General features: G+C 61.3%; 22 protein-coding genes. 11 read left to right on the plus strand and 11 right to left on the minus strand.

Features of this window, described 5'->3' with window-relative positions:
• Positions 1 to 97: 97 nt before the first annotated feature.
• Complete coding sequence (mutS, locus tag C5J26_RS24815; RefSeq protein WP_245441265.1) at positions 98 to 2746, minus strand: DNA mismatch repair protein MutS; 2649 nt, start codon at positions 2744 to 2746, stop codon at positions 98 to 100.
• 197 nt (positions 2747 to 2943) lie between these two features.
• Here mutS and C5J26_RS24820 point away from each other — a divergent pair, with 197 nt between their 5' ends.
• The 3 genes from C5J26_RS24820 to C5J26_RS24830 all read left to right on the plus strand — a co-directional run bounded on the left by C5J26_RS24820 (position 2944) and on the right by C5J26_RS24830 (position 5933).
• Positions 2944 to 5241, plus strand: a complete 2298-nt coding sequence (locus C5J26_RS24820) for an NADP-dependent malic enzyme (protein ID WP_105404200.1) — start codon at positions 2944 to 2946, stop codon at positions 5239 to 5241.
• Between the two features lie 66 nt (positions 5242 to 5307).
• Positions 5308 to 5547 carry a type II toxin-antitoxin system Phd/YefM family antitoxin gene (locus C5J26_RS24825; protein WP_105404201.1) on the plus strand — a complete coding sequence of 80 codons (240 nt, stop codon included), beginning with the start codon at positions 5308 to 5310 and terminating at the stop codon, positions 5545 to 5547.
• Positions 5544 to 5933, plus strand: coding sequence for a type II toxin-antitoxin system VapC family toxin (locus C5J26_RS24830; RefSeq protein ID WP_105404202.1), 390 nt, complete (start codon positions 5544 to 5546; stop codon positions 5931 to 5933). Before C5J26_RS24825 ends, C5J26_RS24830 begins: the two co-directional genes overlap by 4 nt.
• Here C5J26_RS24830 and C5J26_RS24835 read toward each other — a convergent pair.
• The 5 genes from C5J26_RS24835 to C5J26_RS24855 all read right to left on the minus strand — a co-directional run bounded on the left by C5J26_RS24835 (position 5930) and on the right by C5J26_RS24855 (position 11192).
• The gene (locus C5J26_RS24835; protein ID WP_105404203.1) at positions 5930 to 6802 is read right to left on the minus strand and encodes a GNAT family N-acetyltransferase; all 873 of its coding nucleotides are present in this window, start codon (positions 6800 to 6802) and stop codon (positions 5930 to 5932) included. The two genes, C5J26_RS24830 and C5J26_RS24835, sit on opposite strands and share 4 nt — an antisense overlap.
• 99 nt (positions 6803 to 6901) lie before the next feature.
• Positions 6902 to 8683, minus strand: coding sequence for a hybrid sensor histidine kinase/response regulator (locus tag C5J26_RS24840; RefSeq protein ID WP_105404204.1), 1782 nt, complete (start codon positions 8681 to 8683; stop codon positions 6902 to 6904).
• A 54-nt stretch (positions 8684 to 8737) separates the two neighbouring features.
• Positions 8738 to 9229, minus strand: a complete 492-nt coding sequence (gene lspA, locus C5J26_RS24845; RefSeq protein ID WP_105404205.1) for a signal peptidase II — start codon at positions 9227 to 9229, stop codon at positions 8738 to 8740.
• Positions 9226 to 10086, minus strand: coding sequence for an RNA methyltransferase (locus tag C5J26_RS24850; protein WP_105404206.1), 861 nt, complete (start codon positions 10084 to 10086; stop codon positions 9226 to 9228). Before C5J26_RS24850 ends, lspA begins: the two co-directional genes overlap by 4 nt.
• Positions 10083 to 11192 (minus strand): class I SAM-dependent methyltransferase, encoded by a 1110-nt coding sequence (locus tag C5J26_RS24855; protein WP_105404207.1) that lies wholly within the window; start codon positions 11190 to 11192, stop codon positions 10083 to 10085. Before C5J26_RS24855 ends, C5J26_RS24850 begins: the two co-directional genes overlap by 4 nt.
• Positions 11193 to 11368: 176 nt before the next feature.
• On the opposite strand from C5J26_RS24855, the gene C5J26_RS24860 reads away from it, so the two are divergent.
• Entirely contained in the window at positions 11369 to 11824 is a 456-nt protein-coding gene (locus C5J26_RS24860; protein WP_046630421.1) for a carbon monoxide dehydrogenase subunit G, read from the plus strand.
• Positions 11825 to 11840: 16 nt separating this feature from the next.
• On the opposite strand, the gene C5J26_RS24865 is transcribed toward C5J26_RS24860, so the two are convergent.
• The 3 genes from C5J26_RS24865 to sppA form a co-directional block, all read right to left on the minus strand.
• Positions 11841 to 12176 (minus strand): lipopolysaccharide assembly protein LapA domain-containing protein, encoded by a 336-nt coding sequence (locus C5J26_RS24865; RefSeq protein WP_105404208.1) that lies wholly within the window; start codon positions 12174 to 12176, stop codon positions 11841 to 11843.
• A gap of 100 nt (positions 12177 to 12276) precedes the next feature.
• Positions 12277 to 12576 (minus strand): integration host factor subunit beta, encoded by a 300-nt coding sequence (locus C5J26_RS24870; RefSeq protein WP_007759833.1) that lies wholly within the window; start codon positions 12574 to 12576, stop codon positions 12277 to 12279.
• Between the two features lie 26 nt (positions 12577 to 12602).
• Complete coding sequence (gene sppA / locus C5J26_RS24875) at positions 12603 to 13559, minus strand: signal peptide peptidase SppA (RefSeq protein WP_105404209.1); 957 nt, start codon at positions 13557 to 13559, stop codon at positions 12603 to 12605.
• Positions 13560 to 13766: 207 nt separating this feature from the next.
• On the opposite strand from sppA, the gene lptC reads away from it, so the two are divergent.
• The 6 genes from lptC (at position 13767) to ptsN (ending at position 18932) form a co-directional block, all read left to right on the plus strand.
• Positions 13767 to 14435 (plus strand): LPS export ABC transporter periplasmic protein LptC, encoded by a 669-nt coding sequence (lptC, locus tag C5J26_RS24880; RefSeq protein WP_105404210.1) that lies wholly within the window; start codon positions 13767 to 13769, stop codon positions 14433 to 14435.
• 12 nt (positions 14436 to 14447) lie between these two features.
• A complete protein-coding gene (locus C5J26_RS24885) occupies positions 14448 to 15002 on the plus strand; it encodes an LptA/OstA family protein (RefSeq protein ID WP_046630413.1) in 555 nt (184 codons plus the stop codon).
• A gap of 12 nt (positions 15003 to 15014) precedes the next feature.
• Positions 15015 to 15821 carry an LPS export ABC transporter ATP-binding protein gene (lptB, locus tag C5J26_RS24890; RefSeq protein ID WP_371412008.1) on the plus strand — a complete coding sequence of 269 codons (807 nt, stop codon included), beginning with the start codon at positions 15015 to 15017 and terminating at the stop codon, positions 15819 to 15821.
• A gap of 189 nt (positions 15822 to 16010) precedes the next feature.
• Positions 16011 to 17567: an RNA polymerase factor sigma-54 gene (gene rpoN, locus C5J26_RS24895; RefSeq protein ID WP_105404211.1), complete on the plus strand. Its 1557-nt coding sequence runs from the start codon at positions 16011 to 16013 to the stop codon at positions 17565 to 17567.
• Positions 17568 to 17815: 248 nt separating this feature from the next.
• Positions 17816 to 18391: a ribosome hibernation-promoting factor, HPF/YfiA family gene (gene hpf / locus C5J26_RS24900; protein WP_105404212.1), complete on the plus strand. Its 576-nt coding sequence runs from the start codon at positions 17816 to 17818 to the stop codon at positions 18389 to 18391.
• A gap of 76 nt (positions 18392 to 18467) precedes the next feature.
• Positions 18468 to 18932 (plus strand): PTS IIA-like nitrogen regulatory protein PtsN, encoded by a 465-nt coding sequence (ptsN, locus tag C5J26_RS24905; RefSeq protein WP_105404213.1) that lies wholly within the window; start codon positions 18468 to 18470, stop codon positions 18930 to 18932.
• Between the two features lie 73 nt (positions 18933 to 19005).
• Here ptsN and C5J26_RS24910 read toward each other — a convergent pair whose 3' ends face one another.
• Positions 19006 to 19329, minus strand: a complete 324-nt coding sequence (locus C5J26_RS24910) for a helix-turn-helix transcriptional regulator (RefSeq protein ID WP_105404214.1) — start codon at positions 19327 to 19329, stop codon at positions 19006 to 19008.
• An 87-nt stretch (positions 19330 to 19416) separates the two neighbouring features.
• On the opposite strand from C5J26_RS24910, the gene C5J26_RS24915 reads away from it, so the two are divergent.
• Positions 19417 to 19779: a VOC family protein gene (locus tag C5J26_RS24915; RefSeq protein WP_105404215.1), complete on the plus strand. Its 363-nt coding sequence runs from the start codon at positions 19417 to 19419 to the stop codon at positions 19777 to 19779.
• 54 nt (positions 19780 to 19833) lie between these two features.
• On the opposite strand, the gene grpE is transcribed toward C5J26_RS24915, so the two are convergent.
• Positions 19834 to 20475 carry a nucleotide exchange factor GrpE gene (gene grpE / locus C5J26_RS24920; protein ID WP_037079486.1) on the minus strand — a complete coding sequence of 214 codons (642 nt, stop codon included), beginning with the start codon at positions 20473 to 20475 and terminating at the stop codon, positions 19834 to 19836.
• Between the last annotated feature and the right edge of the window lie 89 nt (positions 20476 to 20564).

The raw sequence follows: 20564 nt of genomic DNA on the forward strand, positions 1-20564 counted from the left end.
GATCATGATCTCGGAGGCCTTTATCACGTTCCGGGTCGAAAGGCAGGTGGGTCGACTGCTTTGATGCGGCACATCAATGGAAACCGCTGTCGAAACGTCAGGCCTTGAGCTGCTTCTTCAGCGCGTAGAGCGCCTCCAAGGCCTCGCGGGGCGTCATGTCGTCCGGGTTGATGGCCTTCAGGGCGTCCTCGACCTTGGACGGGCCCGCGCGCTTGGCTTCTTCGCGGCGGACGGCGACCTGGAACAGCGGCAGGTCGTCGATCAGCTGGCTCGCGGGGTTCTTGCGGTCGGAATCCTCGAGCTTGGTCAGCACGTCGCGAGCGCGGGCGACCACCGAATCGGGCAGGCCGGCAAGCCGCGCCACCTGGATGCCGTAGGAGCGGTCGGCAGCACCGGGGCCGACTTCGTGCAGGAAGATCACCTCGCCATCCCATTCCTTCACCCGCATCGTGGCGTTGGAAAGCCGGTTCAGCTTTTCCGAAAGCACGGTCAGTTCATGGAAATGGGTGGCGAAGAGACCGCGGCATCTGTTCGCCTCATGCAGGTGCTCGACCGCCGCCCAGGCAATCGACAGGCCGTCGAAGGTCGCGGTGCCACGGCCGATCTCGTCGAGGATGACCAGCGAACGATCGCTGGCCTGGTTGAGGATGGCCGCCGTTTCGACCATCTCCACCATGAAGGTGGAGCGGCCGCGCGCCAGATCGTCCGACGCGCCGACGCGCGAGAAAAGCCGGTCGACGACGCCGATATGGGCGGAGACCGCCGGTACGAAGGAACCCATCTGCGCGAGGATGGCGATCAGTGCATTCTGACGCAGGAAAGTCGACTTACCGCCCATGTTCGGACCGGTCAGCAGCCAGAGCGCGCCGAACTCGCCGCCATTATGCGGCGAGAGATCGCAATCATTGGCGATGAACGGGCCGACGGACTGTCTGCGCAGCGCCTGCTCGACCACCGGGTGGCGACCGCCTTCGATCGCGAACATGCGCGAGTCATCCACGACCGGCCGACGATAACTCCATTCGTCGGCGAGCATGGCAAGGCCTGCGGCGACGTCGATCACTGCCAGCGCCCGGGCGCCGGCCTTGATCGCCTCCGCCTCCGAGGTCACGGCTGCGACCATCCTGTCGAAGGCTTCGAGCTCAATGGTCAGGGCCTTGTCGGCGGCATTGGCGATGCGGCTTTCGAGATCGGCAAGCTCCGTCGTCGTGAAACGCATGGCACTTGCCATCGTCTGACGATGGATGAAGCGCGCCTTTCCCTCCGGCGTATCGGTCATCGTGCCGGAATTGCCGGCCGTCACCTCGATGAAATAACCGAGCACGTTGTTGTGCTTGATCTTCAGCGACTTGATGCCGGTCTCCTCGGCATATTGGAGCTGGAGCGCGGCGATGACCCGGCGCGACTGGTCGCGCAACGCCCGCACCTCGTCCAGTTCCGAATGAGCGCCGTCGGCGAGGAACCCGCCGTCGCGCTTCAGGAGCGGCAGTTCCTGCGCCAGCATGTTGCCGAGCATGGATTCCAGGTGAAGCGGCAAGGCCTTCAGGTCGTCGAGCGCCTGCCCCAGTTCCTCCGGCAGCATGGCCCTGTCGAGAAAGCCCGCGACACCGCGGGCCGCTTCCAGCCCCTGCAGGATACTGCCGAGATCACGCGGGCCGCCGCGGTCGAGCGCCAGGCGCGACAGGGCGCGCGGCATATCCGGAACGTGCTTCAGTCCGGAGCGCAGTTCACCGCAAAGCGAGGGCTCTTCGAGCAGGAAGGAGATGGAATCGAGACGCCGGTTGATGCGGTCGGGATCCGTCAGCGGCGACATCAACCGTTCGGCGAGCAGGCGAGCCCCGCCGCCGGTCACCGTGCGGTCGATCGCCTTCAGAAGCGTGCCTTCACGCTCTCCGGACAAAGTCTTGGTCAGTTCCAGGTTGCCGCGGGTCGCCGGGTCGATGAACAGCGTCGAGGCGCCGCTTTCGCGCTCGGGGCGGCCGAGCGGCGGACGTTCGGCGATCTGGGTCTTTTCCACATAGGCGACAGCGGCAGCGGCAGCGGCAAGCTCGGCGCGGGAAAAATTGCCGAACCCGTCGAGCGTGCCGACGCCGAAATAACGGGTGACGCGGCCTTCGGCGCTGGCGCTGTCGAAGAGCACCGACGGCTGCGGTACCGCGACCTTGCCGAGCACGTCGAAGACGGGCTTCAGCTCGGCGTCGTGAAACATCGTATCCGGCAGGATCAGTTCGCGCGGTTCGATACGCAGGATATCGGCAAGCAGCCGGGACTGATCGGTCTCCGCCAGCCGGAAGACGCCGGTCGAGATATCGATCCAGGCGAGCGCCAGAAGCGGTTCGGCGGCGCCCTTGATGCGGGCAAGCGCCATCAGGTAGTTCGACTCGGAGGGCGAGAGGAGTTTTTCCTCGGTAATCGTGCCCGGCGTCACCAGCCGGACGACGTCACGCTTCACCACCGATTTCGAGCCGCGCTTCCTGGCCTCCGCCGGGTCTTCCACCTGCTCGCAGACGGCGACGCGGAAACCGAGCGAGATCAGCTTCTGCAGATAGTCGTCGGCAGCGTGCACCGGAACGCCGCACATCGGGATTTCGCGGCCGAGATGCTGGCCTCGCTTGGTGAGGGTGATGCCGAGCGCACGGGACGCATCGACCGCATCCTCGAAGAAGAGCTCATAGAAATCGCCCATGCGATAGAAGAGCAGCGAACCCGGATTGTTCGCCTTGATCTCGATATATTGCTCCATCATCGGCGTTGCCGACGCGCGACTTTCCTCCGAGGCAAGCTCGGCAGTATTCAGGGCTTCGATGGGGAATCTTTCAAACTGGGTCACGGAACCGATTTTTTGTTGCGCGCTGGAACTTGCGACACTATCGATGAAGGCACCTGAAAGACAACATCTGCCGCGGCCTAGAGGACGGCTGCCCACAAAAAGCTGGAGGAGACATGCCTGCTAAGGACAAGGCCACGGGGAAGGCCGCACGTGCGCGGGCTTCGGTGACCGAACAGGAAGCGCTCGATTTCCATTCGGAAGGCCGCCCGGGTAAACTCGAAATCAATCCCACCAAGCCGATGGCCACCCAGCGCGATCTGTCGCTCGCCTATTCGCCAGGCGTTGCCGTGCCTGTCCTGGCAATCGCCGCAAACCCGGCAACCGCCTATGACTACACGACGCGCGGCAACATGGTGGCCGTCATCTCCAACGGCACGGCGATCCTCGGCCTCGGCAATCTCGGAGCGCTTGCCTCGAAGCCGGTGATGGAAGGCAAGGCCGTACTGTTCAAGCGCTTCGCCGACGTCGATTCCATCGACCTTGAAGTCGATACGGAGAATGTCGACGAGTTCATCAACTGCGTGCGGTTCCTCGGCCCCTCTTTCGGCGGCATCAATCTCGAGGATATCAAGGCGCCGGAATGTTTCATCATCGAGAGCCGCCTGCGCGAGCTGATGGATATCCCGGTCTTCCATGACGACCAGCACGGCACTGCAATCATCGCCGCCGCCGGTCTGATCAATGCGCTGGAACTGACCGGCCGGGACCTCAAGACCACCAAGCTCGTCTGCAACGGCGCCGGTGCTGCGGCAATCGCCTGCGTCGAACTCATCAAGGCGATGGGCTTCAATTCGGAAAATATCATTCTCTGCGACACCAAGGGCGTCATCTATCAGGGCCGCACCGAAGGCATGAACCAGTGGAAGTCCGCCCACGCGGTGAACACTGCCAAGCGGACCCTCGCCGAGGCCATGAAGGACGCGGATGTCGTGTTGGGCCTTTCCCAGAAGGGCGCCTTTACCGAAGAGATGATCCGCTCCATGGCCGACAGGCCGATCATTTTCGCGATGGCCAACCCCGATCCGGAAATCACGCCGGAAGAAGTCGCCCGCATCCGCGACGACGCAATCATGGCGACCGGCCGTTCGGACTATCCGAACCAGGTCAACAACGTCCTCGGCTTCCCCTATATCTTCCGTGGCGCGCTCGATGTGCGGGCCAGCCAGATCAACGACGCGATGAAGATCGCTGCCGTCAACGCGCTCGCCAATCTCGCCCGCGAAGACGTGCCCGACGATGTTGCCGCCGCCTACCAGGGCAACCGCCCCCGTTTCGGCGCGCAATACATCATCCCGGTGCCGTTCGATCCGCGCCTCATCTCGGCGATCCCGGTCGCCGTTGCCGAAGCGGCGATGGAAAGCGGCGTCGCCCGCAAGAACATCGCCGATCTTGCCGCCTACGCCTCGGAGCTTTCCGCCCGCCGCGATCCGATCGCCGCGACCACACAAGGCATCTACGAGCGCGTCCGCCGCTTCCCGAAACGGGTCGTCTTTGCCGAGGCCGAAGAAGAACAGGTCATGCGCGCGGCGATTTCCTTCACCAACCAGAAGCTCGGCACTGCCATCCTTCTCGGTCGTGACGACGTCATCCGGGCAACGGCGGAAAAGGCCGGCATCGATCTCGACCGTCCCGGCATCGAGGTCGTCAATGCACGCCTCTCCAATCGTGTCGATGCCTATATCGACCACCTTTATGCGCGTCTGCAGCGCGAAGGCTTCCTCCATCGCGATGTCCAGCGCCTTATCCATAACGACCGCAACCATTTCGCCGCGACGATGGTCGCCATCGGCGACGCGGATGCGATGGTGACCGGCACGACCCGCAATTATGCGACGGCCCTCCAGGACGTCCGCCGCTGCATCGATCCGAAGCCGGGGCACAAGATAATCGGCGTATCGCTGGTGATCGCGCGCGGCAGAACGATTTTTGTCGCCGACACCGCCGTCCACGACATGCCGAACGCCGAGGATCTCGCCGACATCGCCGTCGAAGCCGCCCGCGTCGCAAAGCGGATGGGGTATGAGCCGCGTGTCGCACTCGTTGCCTATTCGACGTTCGGGCAGCCGATCGGCGAGCGGTCGGAGCGGGTTCGCGAGGCGGTCAAGATTCTCGACCAGCGTCGCGTGGATTTCGAATACGACGGCGAAATGGGCGCCGACGTGGCGCTCAACTCGCACCGGATGGAGCAATATCCGTTCTGCCGGCTCTCGGGCACAGCCAACGTGCTGGTCATGCCCGCAATCCATTCCGCCTCGATCTCGACCCGCATGTTGCAGGAACTCGGCGCTTCGACGGTGATCGGCCCACTGCTTGTCGGTCTCGACAAGTCGGTGCAGATCACCTCGATGGGTGCGAAGGACAGCGACATCGTCAACATGGCAGCAATCGCGGCCTACAACGCCGGGACGTGAGTTTCTTGTAAACGGGACCCAAGTGGACTAAGTTCAGTGAACTAAGTCCACTTGGAGACTTGCTCCGTGAAAACCGTCAACATCCATGAAGCCAAGACGCATTTGTCGCGCCTCGTCGAAGAGGCTGCGAAGGGCGAAGCGTTCGTCATCGCCAAGGCCGGCAAGCCGATGGTGAAGGTCGTGCCGCTGGAGGAAGCGCCGAAGAAGAAGCGACGGGCCGGCTTTCTAAAAGGCTACGCATCCGTTCCTGACGATTTCGACACGATGTTCGCCAAGGAAATTGAAGAGATGTTTTACGGAAAATGAGAGTTCTCCCGGATTCTCATATCCTCGCTTGGTTCGCCGACGACGCGCCAAAACTCACTGACGAAATGCGTGCCATCATCGAAGATGAGGAAAATGAGCTTTTTTTCAGTGCCGCCAGCCTCTGGGAGCTGACTATCAAACGAGCGCTCAATCGTAGTGGTTTCAATATCAGTCCGCGCGTTTTACATCGCGCTTTGCTCGACAATGGATTTCAGGAATTACACGTGAGCACCGAGCATGCTCTTGCTGTGGAAAGCCTACCTCTAATCCATAAGGATCCGTTCGACCGGATTCTCATCGCACAGAGTATTTCCGAAGGCATGCTGCTGCTGACTTCGGATGAAACCGTCGCACAATACGACGGCCCCATAAGGCTTGTCCGTTAGCTCGCAAACCGTCCGGCGTCGGCGCCGAAGTGGGTGATGTAGCGGTCCGAGATCGAGGCGATCGGCAGGACGATCAGCACGTCGGTGGTGTTGAAGGCGTGATCGATGACCGCACCGTCGCCTACCATTGCACCGAGGCGCAGATATCCCTTGATCAGCGGCGGCAACAGGGAGAGTGCCTTGCGGGTGTTGACGCCTTCCATCGGCATCAGGTCCATCGAGCGATAGAGTTCCGGCAGTGCCGAAACCGCCCAATCGCCCTTGGTCGAGACCGTGTGGTGCAGGAAAGACAGCGCCATGGCGTGTTCCTCGGGCGAAACGCCCGGGAAGGACGCACAGCCGAACATGGCGTTCATGCCGTGCTTCAGCGAATAGGCCCAATTGCCCTGCCAGAGCAGTTCGACGGTGCGCTTGGTGCGATAGTCCGGCAGCACGCAGGAGCGGCCGAGCTCCATGAACTGTTTGTCGGGATGACGCGCAAGCAGCGGCTCGATGTCGAATTCCGACGCCGAATAGAAGCCGTTGTTGGCGAGCGCCACTTCCTGGCGCAGCAGGCGATAGGTGCCGACGATCTGGTCTTCGATATCACCCTCGATTGCGTTGTCGACGACCAGAAGGTGGTCGCAGATCGCATCAAAGGCATCGACGTCGCGGCGGCGGCGCATGGCGTCCGGGCTCAAGGTCGCGTGCATTTCTTCGACGAAGACGCGGTAGCGAACCGCCTGCGCGGCATCGATTTCGCGCTCGCTGCGGGCAAGCCGCGTTTCGAGCGTGCCAATGCGGCCGAAGACATCGCCGCTTACCGGAGCAGAGGCCGGCGCCTGGTTTGTTTCAGGTATCACTTCACGGTTCAGGAGTTCGATTGCCAAGGTGATTCTCCCCGTCCCGGTTTGATCACCGCCTTAAATCACTTCTCTGCGACAAGAACGTGACATTCGCTGTCACAATAGGTTCCAGGGATGGTCGCGTCAACGCGCCTGTTGGCGCTCGGTGGAGAGAACTCCCAAAATTCGAACCTCCTCCAGAAGCGTCAGCGGATCGACCGGCTTTGCGAAGACGCGGCTGGCCCCATTCAGAAGCACCTCGCGATGCGTCGCTTCTCGGCTCTCGCCTGTCAGCACGATCACCGGGACCAGAGGGCGGGCGCCCTCCTGCTCCTCGGCACGCAGCGCCGCCAGGAGATTGAAAACATCTCCTCCGGGCATGTACATGTCGGAAATGATGAGATCGAGCGGCATGTCCCGGTTGAGTACCGTCTCGATCAGCGTCGGGAAATCGTCGACGAGACGGACCCGATGTCCGGCCTTTGTCAGAACCGAACGGATGATCAGCGCGTTGACGGGGTCGTCCTCACCAAGCAGCACCTCGAGCCCTTCCCCATGTTTTTCGATAACGGGCGGCGGGGGCATGGCCTGGTTGTCATTCAGCGCGTCGCGTGTGCCGAAGCCGCGCAGGCGGCCGCTCAACACGTCGATCAAGGACTTTTCCCGGAGCGGCCGGATAAGCCAGGCGTCGAAGAAATCCTGCGGCTGGGAAGCGCGTTCCTCGGGGTTGACGAGCAGGATGCGGTGGAGCGGCGCATGCGCCTTTTCATTTGCATAATCGGAGGCCAGCCGGTGATCGACGATCAGGTCGGTATAGGGCAGCAGACCTGTCTCGGCGCGGTCGATCAGCATCTGGGCGTCGGCCGTGTTGGCGACATGCCGGCAGCGCCCGCCAAGCGTTTCGATCGTCGCGACCGTCGCCTTGGCGGCAGGTCCTTCCGGCGCCAGAAGCAGAACCCGGGAGATGGCCAGCAACTGGTTGCGTTCTCCGGTACCCGATTGCGCCGTTTCCGCGAAATGCAGAGGGAATCGGATCGTGAACGTGCTGCCGGTCCCCCTCTGGCTGGCGACGGAAAGCGATCCGCCGAACTCCGTCAGAATGCGCGATGCGATGCCGAGACCGAGACCGGTGCCGCCGCTGCGGGCCTCGGCGGAACCCGCCTGCTCGAATTCACCGAAAACCCGCGTCAGTTCATCGGCCGCCATGCCGGGACCGGTATCGATGACGGCAATGGCGACGTTGCCTTCTTCGACCGCCGCCCGCACCAGCACGCCGCCATGGGCGGTGAATTTCACCGCATTGCCGATAACGTTGAAAAGCACTTGCCGGATGCGGCCCGGGTCGAGGTCGAGAAGATCGGGGAGATCGGCAGTCATCGTCGCGGCGATCTCGATGCGTTTCTCGTGGGCGCGCGGCGCCAGCATCTCGACGACGTTTTCGATGAGGTGGCGAAGATTTTCCGCCCGGTTGTTGAGACGGAAGCGGCCGGCTTCCAGCGTCGAATAGTCGAGCAGGTCTTCGACGAGCTGCGCCAGCGCATAACCGGACTGGCGAATGCCGCTTAGATAGTTCTGCTGTTCCGCCGTCAGCTTGGTCTGGCCGAGAAGATGGGTCATGCCGAGAATGCCGTTGAGCGGCGTGCGGATTTCATGAACGACAGTGGCGATCTGCCGGGATTTCGCAGCGCTGGCCGCCTCGGCATTCTTCAATGCATGCTGGAGCCGGGGGACCGTGCGCTGGCGGCGCCACTCGGATATCCGGGAAAAGAGCGAGGCAAAGACGCTGCGCGGTGCCCTCTTTTCTTCATCCTGCCGCAGCCCCAATGCAGGCACGACCTTTTCCGGCACCGGTTCGGCCATATCGGCCGCGGCGGGAGACGCGAACGCCTTCGAGATCCGTTCATGTATGTCGGCGATATCTCGCATTGGGAAAGACTAACCGGGTTTCTTTCCCAATCCTTAGAGCAATCAGGTAAAATTTTACTGATCGGCCTTTTTCGGGCCGAACAGCTCGTCAAGGATGACCAGGCCTGCCCCGATGGTGATGAAACTGTCCGCCAGATTGAAGACCGCGAAGGACCACGTCTCGGTGTGAAACAGGATGTAGTCGATCACGTGGCCATAGGCGAAGCCGTCGATCAGGTTGCCGATCGCGCCGGCGATGATCAACGCGAAGCCGCTATGGGCGAAAGGACGCTCCTTCGGGGTGCGGCGCCAGAGCCAGAGCACGAAGGCGACGATCAGCACCCGCATGCCGACGATGAATTCCCGCTCCATTCCGGACAGCAGGGAGAAGGCGACGCCGAGATTGTAGGTTCGGTAGAGCGCCAGCACCGGCAGAAGCGGCACCGCCTCCTGCATCGGAAGATAATTCTCGACGGCGATCTTCACCACCTGATCGAGAATGACGGCGATGACGATGACGATCAGAGCCACCAGAGGTCGCGAAAGAAGGGCTACGCGTGTGGTCATTTCTTCTCGTCCAGGGTCAGCAGATGGCGGCGGGCCTCGAAGAGCATCACGGCGGACGCGACGGCGAGGTTGAGCGAGTCCGCCCTGCCCTGCTGAGGAATGCGAACGGTGCGATCGGCAGCCCTGGCGAGATTATCCGGCAGGCCGGACTGCTCGTTGCCCATCAGCAGCACGACCGATTTTTTCGAATAGTCCACGGTGCGATAATCGACGGCGCCGGCGAGATGGGTCGCCACGACCTGCGTGCCGGAACGCTTCTGCCAGATCAGGAATTCTTCCGGCGAACATTTGACGACCGGCACCGCGAAGACCGAGCCCATGGTGGCACGCACTGTTTCCAGCGAAAACGGGTCAGTGCATTCGCCGACCAGGATCACCCCGGTCGCGCCTGCCGCGTCGGCCGTGCGGATGATGGTGCCGAGATTGCCGGGATCGCGCACGCGGTCGAGCGCGACCAGCGTCTCGTTCCTGCCCGGCTTCAGATCGTCGAGCCTTTTCCAGCGCTGCTCGAAAATGCCGACGACCATCTGCGGGTTGTCGCGGCGGGTGACCGAGGAGAGCACCTTCTCGCTGACTTCCAGCACCAGGCCGCCATGGGCGACGGTCTTTGCCGCCACCTGTTCGACAAGCGCCTTGCCCTTGGCCGCCTTGGCATAGACCAGCGTGCGGATTTCCCAGCCGAGCTCCAGCGCGTCGATGACGAGCTTCAGGCCCTCGGCCATGAAGGCGCCGCTTTCCTCGCGGTCCCTCTTGTTGGTGAGCGCCTTGATATCCTTGATGATCGGATTGGAAAGCGAAGTGACTTCCTTCACCTGGCCGACGCGTCGCGGTCCGGATTTCTGATAATCATCGGTCATGCCGGCACCCAGCGACTGAAAAGGGAAGTGGAAAGCGCGCGGCCCGGCGTCTTGCCGTCCAGCCCCGCCTCACGGATGACGAGCTCGCCCGATTCCACGACGCCGCCGGCACCGCGCATCGTCTCGCGCATCAGCTCATGGATGGAATAGAAGCTGGCGCGGATGGAATAAGCGGTCAGCACGAGGCCGATCGCCTTCGGCGACAGCAGTTCGCGGCAGACGTCGAGCATCAGCGGCAGATGATCGAAAAGCTGCCAGACCTCGCCGTTCGGGCCGCGGCCGAATTTTGGCGGATCGGTAAGGATGATGTCGTAGCGGTTGCCGCGACGCTCCTCGCGCAGGATGAACTTCATCGCATCCTCGCAGATCCAGCGGATCGGCGCCTTGTCGAGGCGGGCGAGCGACTGGTTTTCCCGCGCCCAGCCGATCGCCTTCTTGGAAGCGTCGACATGGGTGACTTCCGCCCCAGCCGCCGCCGCGACCAGCGATGCGACGCCTGTGTAGCCGAACAGGTTCAGCACCTTCACCGGGCGCTTCGCCTCCTCTATGCGGTTCTTCATCCATTCCCAGTGAACGATCTGCTCCGGGAAGACGCCGACATGGCGGAAGGACGTGAAGCGGCCGAGGAAATCGGTGCCGAGCAGCGACAGCGGCCAGGTTTCGCCCAGCGCTTCCTTGGTGAAGCGCCAGCGGCCCATGCCGTCCTCGTCCGTGTCGCCGGTGAAGAGCGCATCCGCCTTTTCCCAGACGTGGGCAGGAAGAGACGGCTGCCAGAGCGCCTGAGCTTCCGGCCGGACGATGCGATAAGGGCCGTATTGCTCGAGTTTGAGCCCGTTGCCGCTATCGATCAGATGAAAATCACCGGCACCGGACGATTCGAGAATGATTGGCACACGCTCGGGCGACCGCTCGCCGCTGCGCTGCAAAAGCGGACGGGTTTCCGCCGGTGCAGCAGCCAGCGCGGGTTTGGCGGCCCTTTCCTGCGGCCGCGGAGCCTGCCTGACTGCCGCTGGTTTTGCGGTGACGTGCCCGCGGGAGGACCGGTTGCCCGCCTCGTTCCGGGCTTTTTCACCCGGCCGCCTTTCCTTGTTCTTCAATACGTTCATCCGCCCTGGATTTTGAGACTTGCGGCAGCAGATAGCATTTGCTCCCCATTCTTCAAAGCCGGGGAGCCGATGGTGGCGTGTTTTATTGATGACCCGGCCTGTCCGCCTTTTGTCCCCCTTGGCAAAGATCACCACCCTTGCAATAAGGCTAGCAACGGCGGATGGAGGATCATCGCATGGATATGGGCGGCGAAGAACGTATTGCAGCACCCCGCGACGTGGTCTGGGCGGCGTTGAACGACCCGGAAATCCTTCGCCAGTGCATCCCGGGTTGCCAGACGCTCGAACAGAAGTCTCCGACCGAGCTCTCCGCGACCGTCAAGCTGAAGGTCGGTCCGGTTTCGGCGAACTTCTCCGGCGAAGTGACACTCTCCGACATCAACCCGCCGGAGAGCTACACGATATCGGGCGAGGGCAAGGGCGGCATCGCAGGTTTTGCCAAGGGCTCCGCGACCGTCACCCTGGTCGAAGACGGCAGCGATACGCTGCTGCGCTACTCCACCAAGGCTCAGGTGGGCGGCAAGATCGCGCAGCTCGGCTCGCGGCTGATCGATTCCACCTCGCAGAAACTCGCCGGCCAGTTCTTCGCGGATTTCAACAAGGCCGTGGTCGCCAAGGCCGCGCAAGCCTGATTCAGCCCGCCTTACTTTACCTGGAAGGAAGTTGGGTCGAGGCCGGGCGCCCAGCGACGACGGCCTTGTGTTCGTTCTGCCACCGGACCGCTTCGCGCGCTTCGACGCGAGCCTGCTTGCGGTGCTTGCCCTGGCTCCACCAGGTCACGAACGAGCCGATGAACATCCCGATCAGCAAGGCCAGGAACAGGAACAGGAAAAACGGTGCGCTCACCGCCAGCATGCCGTCGTCCGGCCGGAAGGGATTGAGCGCCAGGGTGACTGTCTGGCGGTTTGCGACTGCGAGCACGATCAGCACGATGCCGAGCGGCACGAAGACCACGAGCGAGACGATCTTTTTGAACTTGTCCATATGATTCTCCGGCAGCAGACTGCATGCTGTTTACCAGCATCTGTTGCAGAATAGGCGCGCTTTATGGGGTTTCAAGGGCAGCGCAAACGCGCCGGAAGGATCAATCCTCTTCGTCGTCAAGACCCGGATTCAGGCGCTCGCGCAGTTCCTTGCCTGTCTTGAAGAAGGGAACCCATTTTTCCTCGACGAAAACGCTCTCGCCGGTGCGCGGATTGCGGCCGGACCGGGAGGGACGGTTCTTGACGGAAAACGCGCCGAAGCCGCGCAGTTCGACACGATTTCCGCCTGCCAAGGCATCTGTGATCTCGTCGAGCACGGCATTCACGATGTTCTCGACGTCGCGGTGGTAGAGATGCGGATTGCGAGCCGCGACGATCTGCACCAGTTCTGACTTGATCACGGTTGCCCCCTGAAAAGTTTAGATTTTCAACCGCGCCCAACCTGCCAAACGGAGACAAGACCGTCAAGAAACAACTTGTCTGCGCCGAAGGTGCGAAGGGCGTCGGGAGTGATTGCCTGGCCGAAACCGGAGAGCTTGAACAACTCGCTGACGGCGCTCGCCAACCAGAAGGACGAGGAGGAATTACGCTCCTTCCAATCGACGACCGGCAGGTCCTTGGAAACGCCGCGCGATTCAAAATAGGCGCGGATGTCCTCCTCGCCGCCCAGCTTGTCGACAAGCTTGGCGCTGAGCGCCTGGCGGCCGGTGAAGATCGTGCCGTCCGCGAGCTTAAGAACCTCGTCGCGCGGCAGCTTGCGGCGATCGGCAACAAGATCGACGAACCAGGCGTAGCTGTCCATGACCATGTTGCGGATCATTGTCTTGGCTTCCTCGCTTGCCGGATGGAAGGGCGATGGTTCGGCCTTCAGCGGGGCAGACTTGATCTCCTGCAGAGAGACGCCGATCTTCTTCATCACCTCGTCGATCTGCGGGTACTGGAAGATCACCCCGATCGATCCGGTGATCGAGCTTTCGCCCGCGACGATCTGGTCGCCAGCCATGGCGACCATGTAGCCAGCAGAGGCGGCCAAGGTGCGGATATCGGAAACGACGGGCTTCTTTTCGGAAACCTTCCGGATCGCCTTGAAGATGCGCTCGCCGCCATAGGTCGTCCCGCCCGGCGAAGAGATCGAGACGATCAGCGCCTTGGCCTGGTTGCTTTCGGCGATCTTGTCGAGGCGCTCCAGCAGATCCTTATCATCCGTGATCATGCCGGAGATTTGGATGCGGGCGACATGCGGCACCGCGGGTCCGACACCGTCGCCGGCAACGACACGGTAAAGCGCGAACCCGATGCCGACGAGGAAAACAAGTGCGACGATCCGCCAGAAACTCAGCTTGCGGCGCAGGGAACGCCGGTCCGCAATTGCCATTTGATCCATAAAATCACCCTTCGAGCTGAACCGCCGTTGCTAAATAGGCTCTCTAGCGTGTTTTGCAGCAGACCACATCACGTTTTTATGTTGCCCATTATTGTTTGTTGATTGAATCAAAACCATATTGGCGGACAAAGCAAAGCTCACAACCGCTCCATCCGGCACAACCGGGATGAGAACGGAGATGGGCTAGTAAGGAACTATCCGGCACTCATGCTGCAGCATATTCGAAAAACGGCAGGCTTTACGTCGGCGCTGGAGCCGCGCCCGGATGCCTATCAGGCGGCGCTGGCGCATTCCGCCATCGTGCGCAGACTCAAGATACTGCTGCCGATCCTGGCCGGCGTGATTTCGGCTGCCTTCATCGGGGTCTCGATCATCCGCGCCTATCTGCCGGAGAACCTCTCGATTGAAAACGCCCGGATCGAAAACGGCAAGATCGTCATGGAACGGCCGGCGATCTCTGGCCGCAACAAGGACGGCATCAGCTACTCGATGACCGCCAACCGCGCGCTGCAGGATATCCAGAACTCGAACATGATCACGCTCGAGGACGTCAAGGCCGCCGTTCCGGTCAACGACGACGTGATCGCGCGGGTGACCGCGACCGTCGCCGACTTCGACCGCGGCACCGACATGCTCGATCTCAACTCCCCGTTCGACGTCAATCTGAGCAACGGGATCACCGCCCGCTTCAAGTCCGCGCACCTCGATATCAACGCAGGTGTGATGGAATCACCCGAGCACGTCGATATCTCCATGAAAGAAGGCTCTATTGTTGCAGAGTCTTTAAAGATAACGGATAAGGGGCGTACCATCACCTTCAAGGGCCAGGTTCGCCTCCATCTCGATCCAGCCACCATCCGCAACCAAGGCAAGTAGAGCCCGGCCGTCATGATCAATCGCCGCCTTCTTACACGCAATACCGCAGTTCTGATCGCGGCAGGATTTATCTCCTGTCTGGCAGCAACCGCACATGCCCAGACCACCACCAGCCAGATGGAAGGCCTGAAGCTTTCCGGCGACCAGCCGATCCAGATCCAGAGCGACCAGCTCGAGATCAAGGAGCAGGAAAAGAAGGCCTATTTTACCGGCAACGTCCAGGTCGTGCAGGGCACGACCACGATGAAGGCCGGCAAGATGACGGTTCTTTATACGGGTGAAGGTGGCTCGGTGACCTCGGGCAGCGCCAATATCGACAAGATCTTCCTTGACGAGACGGTATTCCTGACCTCGGGAACGCAGCAGGCGACCGCCGAAAAGGGCGAGTTCGACATGAAATCCCAGACCTTCGTGCTTTCCGGCAAGCAGGTCGTGCTCTCCGAAGGCCCCAACGTCTTCAAGGGTTGCAAACTCACCGTACTTATGGAAACCGGCCAGGCCAAGCTCGACGCCTGTGGCGGGCGCGTCGAAATCCTGCTCGACCCGAAATCGCGACCAAAGCAATAATAGACATCTGACGTGAAAATACCGTTCCTCCCCAGTCTGTCGGCAAGGAAGCCGTCCGCGCCCGAACCCTTCGTCGTACGCGATAAAGCGCGCTACGAGGGTACGCTGGTCGCGCATGGTCTTTCGAAGACCTACGATACCCGTCGCGTCGTCAACGGCGTGTCACTGGTCGTGCGCCGCGGCGAGGCCGTCGGGCTGCTCGGGCCGAACGGCGCGGGCAAGACGACCTGTTTCTACATGATCACCGGCCTGGTGCCGGTGGACGAAGGCATGATCGCGATCAACGGCAACGAAGTCACCCACATGCCGATGTATCGCCGCGCCCGCCTAGGCGTGGGGTATCTGCCGCAGGAAGCCTCGATCTTCCGCGGCCTGACCGTCGAGGAAAACATCCGCGCGGTGCTGGAAGTGCACGAGCCCGACAGGGACAAGCGGGAGAGCAAGCTCGACGAACTGCTGGAAGAGTTCCACATCAGCCAGCTGCGGAAATCGGCGGCCGTGGCGCTTTCCGGCGGCGAACGCCGACGCCTCGAAATCGCCCGGGCGCTTGCGACCGACCCGGCCTTCATGCTGCTCGACGAACCTTTTGCCGGCGTCGATCCTATTTCGGTCTCCGACATTCAGAACCTCGTACGCCACTTGACGGCGCGTGGGATCGGCGTTCTGATAACGGATCACAACGTCCGCGAAACGCTGGGCCTGATCGACCGGGCCTATATCATCCACGCGGGCGAAGTACTGACGCATGGCCGGGCAGACGATATCGTCAACAACCCGGATGTTCGCCGTCTTTATCTCGGTGACAAATTCAGCCTCTAGGCGCGAATTGGTCGTTGCAGCGTGACAAAGAAATTTACTTTCCCGCACTGCAGCGCTTGACCAAATCTTTCAAAAAAGCAATTCTTGTGCCAGATGCAAATTTGGCCTTGTGGGGCTCGGCGAAGTCGAGCGTCCACCACTCCATGACCGGGTGGTTCAAGGGGATTGCAGGGGAGTTTCGCGTCCGCCATGGGTTTATCCGCTAATCTTTTCCTACGCCAAACCCAATCGCTGGTGATGACGCCGCAGCTGATGCAATCCATCCAGCTGCTGCAGATGACTCATTTCGAGCTCAACCAGTTCATCGCCCAGGAAGTCGAAAAGAACCCCCTGCTCGAAATTACGTCAAGCGAGAGCGAAAACGACGCGGAAACAGGCTTCGACCCCGCCGACGACTTTGCCCCGACCGAAGGCCGCGAGAGTTCGGCAGCCGCCGAAGTCGACAGCGACTGGTATGAAGGCTCCTCCTCCATCAGCGCCGAGAGGCTCGGCGAAGGGCTCGATACGGGCTTTGAAAACGTCTTCCCGGACGACGGCCCGGTGCGGCGCGCCGATGCGCCGGAGCTGCTCAGCCAGTGGAAATCCATGCCGGGCGGCGAGTCCGGCGAAGACTACGACCTGGATGATTTCGTCGCCGGCCAGGTGACGCTGCGCGACCACCTGAACCAGCAGATCCCCTTCCTGATCGTCGATGCGGCCAGCCGCCTGATTGCTCAGCACCTCGTCGATCAGCTCGACGAGGCCGGTTACATGCTGGGCGACATCGAGGAGATCGCCGCCCGCCTCGGCAGAAGCGCCGAGAATGTGGAAGCCATCCTGCACTCGCTGCAGACACTCGATCCGCCGGGCGTCTTTGCGCGATCGCTCAGCGAATGTCTGGCAATCCAGCTTCGGGAAAAGGACCGGCTCGACCCGGCCATGGATGCACTCATCAGACATCTGGATCTGCTCGGCAAACGCGACTTCGCCTCGCTTCGAAAAATCTGCGGTGTCGACGACGAAGACCTGATCGACATGCTGGGGGAAATTCGCGGCCTCAACCCGAAGCCCGGCGCGGGTTTCGAGCGCGGCATGTCGGAGACGATTTCGCCGGATATCGTCGTGCGGGCGTCACCCGACGGCGGCTGGATGGTGGAACTCAATCCGGACACCCTGCCGCGCGTTCTGGTGAACCACACCTATTTCCAGACGGTGTCGAAGAACTGCCCGAAAAACGGCGACGACCATAACTTCCTTTCCGACTGCATGCAGAACGCCAACTGGCTGACGCGCAGCCTCGACCAGCGCGCCAAGACGATCATGAAGGTAGCGACCGAAATCGTCCGCCAGCAGGATGCCTTCCTGATGCACGGCGTCGACCACCTGCGGCCGCTCAACCTCAAGACCGTTGCCGAAGCGATCAAGATGCATGAATCAACGGTCAGCCGCGTCACCTCCAACAAATACATGCTGACGCCGCGGGGCCTGTTCGAACTCAAGTATTTCTTCACGGTGTCGATCGGCTCGGCAGAAGAAGGCGGCGACAGCCATTCGGCCGAGGCCGTGCGCCACCGGATTCGCCTGCTCATCGCCCAGGAGACGCCGGAGGCGGTGCTTTCGGACGACGATATCGTAATCAGCCTGAAACGCGGCGGCGTCGAACTTGCGCGCCGGACCGTCGCCAAATACCGCGAGGCGATGAACATCCCCTCCTCCGTTCAGCGCCGCCGTGAAAAGCGTGCGATCGCCGGGGTCGCGGCATACTGAAATGCGGCCGAAACAGGCGGTTTTCCACAGGCCTACGTAGAAATCCCGAGACCGGCCGCCGTTGACATTTAAAACATCGGGCGCTAGAAGCCCGCCGCAACTGCACGGGACATGGCACGAAACCTATCCCATCATCCAGACAGGCACCGATTGCAGCAATTTAGCGCGGTGGCGTGTGAACGGCTTGGATGAGGGGACGGCTTGGCGTAGACTGGAACACGCAAGTCACGACAAGAAGGAAGAACTCCATGAGTGTGCGTGTATCCGGTAAGCATATGGAAATTGGCGATTCGTTCCGTCAAAGGATCGAGGACCAAATCGGAGAAGCGGTTACAAAATACTTCGACGGAGGCTATTCAGGCCAAGTCATCGTGGAAAAGGCTGGTTCGCGCTTTTCTGCCGACTGCAAGGTGCATCTCGATACCGGGATCGTCCTGCATGCGGCCGGCGAGGCGAATGATCCGCAGATCAGTTTCGACGCCGCAGCGCAGCGGATCGAAAAACGTCTGCGCCGCTACAAGCGGCGGCTCAAGGATCATCATGCCGGCAACCATGTGAATGGTTTTGCGGAAGTTGCCTACACTGTTATGGACAGCGTACCGGATGAAGGGGAGGAAGTGCCCGAGGATTTCGCGCCGACTATTGTCGCGGAAAGTTCGAAGCAGTTGAAGACGATGACGGTCGCAAGCGCCGTCATGGCACTTGATATGACAGACGAACCTGTTCTTCTGTTCCGCAGCCCCGGCAAGGAACATCTGAACATTGTGTATCGCCGCAATGACGGCAATATTGGCTGGATCGATTCCACCAATATCAAGAACTGACACCTGGGGAGAGCGTCGGAGACGGCGCTCCCCTTCGCCTAGGGCACAAGCTCTTGCGGCACGAAGGATGACGAGAATGGCATTGGCAGATTTGCTGCAGCAAGATGCGATTATTCCTGCCCTAAAGGTAAATTCCAAAAAGCAGCTATTGCAGGAGCTGGCGGCCAAGGCTTCCAAGCTGACGGGCGTGAGCGAACGAGAAATCTTCGACATCATCCTGCAGCGCGAAAGGCTCGGCTCCACCGGCGTCGGCCACGGCATCGCCATCCCGCACGGCAAGCTCAACAGCATCTCGTCGATCAAGGGTATTTTCGTGCGCCTTGAGGCGCCGGTCGATTTCGAAGCGCTCGATGACGAGCCGGTCGATCTGGTGTTCCTGCTGCTCGCACCCGAAGGCGCCGGCGCCGACCACCTGAAGGCGCTGTCGCGCATCGCCCGCGTCCTGCGCGACCAGGACCTTGTCGCCAAGCTGCGCAAGACCGATTCCGCTTCGGCGATCTATGCCTTCCTCAACGAGGAGCAGGCAAACCACGCCGCCTGACCGCATACACATTCGTGGGGACGAAACGAACCGCCCGGCCGCTGACAAAGCGCCGGGCGGTTTTGTTTGCGTGCTACCCTTCCAGATCGGATTTCAGCCGATCCATAAGTCTCACCGCATGGGCGGCATAATCGCCGATCCAGCGATCGTTGATGGACTTGATGGGCAGGGAATTGAGGTAGTTCCAGCGCTCCCTGCCCTCGCGCCTGACAATCACCAGATCGGCCTCTTCCAGCACTTTCAGATGCTGCATGATCGTGCAGCGATCCATGTCGGCAAAGGTCTCGCAGATGCTGCCGGTGGTTTGCGGCCGGCCCTTCAATTCATCGAGGATCAACCGCCGCCTCGGGTGGGCGAGCGCCTTGAAAACTGCGTCGATATCCGCTTCGCTTGACATGTTATATTTTTATAACATATTTTGCCTGCCAGCAAGGAGCCGGCATATCTCGGTTCCGGTTTTCCACGATGAAGAGGAGGAGAAGCCATGACGGACAGGCTATACGGCGGCATCGACATCGCCATGAAGGTCCCGTCGCATCAATATCAGGCGACGATCGCATTCTACCGTGACACGATCGGCCTCAAGGAGATCACCGACAAGGCACCCGCCATCGGTTTCGAACTCGGGCCGAACAAGCTCTGGATCGACGAGGCGCCGATGATGAGCCAGGCCGAGATATGGCTGGAATTGTTTACGGGTGATTTCGACGATGCGGCAGCGCATCTTGAAAAATCGGGCGTCGTGCGCTGCGACGCGATCGAGCCGCTGCCGGAAGGCTTCAAAGGCGGCTGGATCACCAGCCCCGCCAATATCATTCACATGGTGCGGGAACCGGAGGCCTGGTAGGCGCTCGGACAAAACAGGCCGGGCGGCGCGAGGCCGCCTGGCAAATCGTAGAGGTCAGGCGTTCTTTTCGCCGGCGGCTTCCGCGGAGACTTCCGCCTTCGGGCCGCCCTTTGCAACACCGACCATGGCAGGCCGCAGCACGCGTTCGCCGATCGTGAAGCCGGCCTGGACGACCTGAACGACGGTATTGTTCGGGACAGCGGGGTTCGGGATCTCGAACATGGCCTGGTGGAAGTTCGGATCGAACTTCTGGCCTTCCGCATCGATCTTCTTCACGCCGTGGCGTTCCAGCGCCGATAGCATGGAGCGCTCGGTCATCTCGACGCCCTCCAGGAGCGTGGTCAGCGAGGCATCTGCCGTGGCGCGCATTTCGGTCGGCACGGCATCCAGCGCCCGGCGCAGGTTGTCCGAAACGGCGAGCATGTCGCGGGCAAAACCGGCCGCCGCATAGGACTTAGCGTCCTTGATTTCGCGTTCGGTGCGGCGGCGCAGGTTGTCCATTTCGGCCGCCAGCCGCAGAAAGCGGTCGCGCAGCTCGTTATTTTCGGCTTTCAGCAATTCCAGCGGATCCGGTTCGGCGGCAGGCGCCTCGGCATTCTTCTGGTTGGCCGCGTCCTCAAGAGCAGATGCAACAGCTTCAACCGTGTTCTCCGCGGCAGTTGCGTCAGGTCCGTTCTTGTTGGTTTCGTCGGTCATGACGGTCTCCGGTTATTCTTGGCTTGGATTTACGGGCTTGGATTTGTGCCCGATATCGAGGTTTAAAGTGAAAAAATCAAGGCTTGGTG

The sequence above is a fragment of the Neorhizobium sp. T7_12 genome (assembly GCF_002968535.1).
In the GTDB taxonomy this organism is placed as follows: domain Bacteria; phylum Pseudomonadota; class Alphaproteobacteria; order Rhizobiales; family Rhizobiaceae; genus Neorhizobium; species Neorhizobium tomejilense.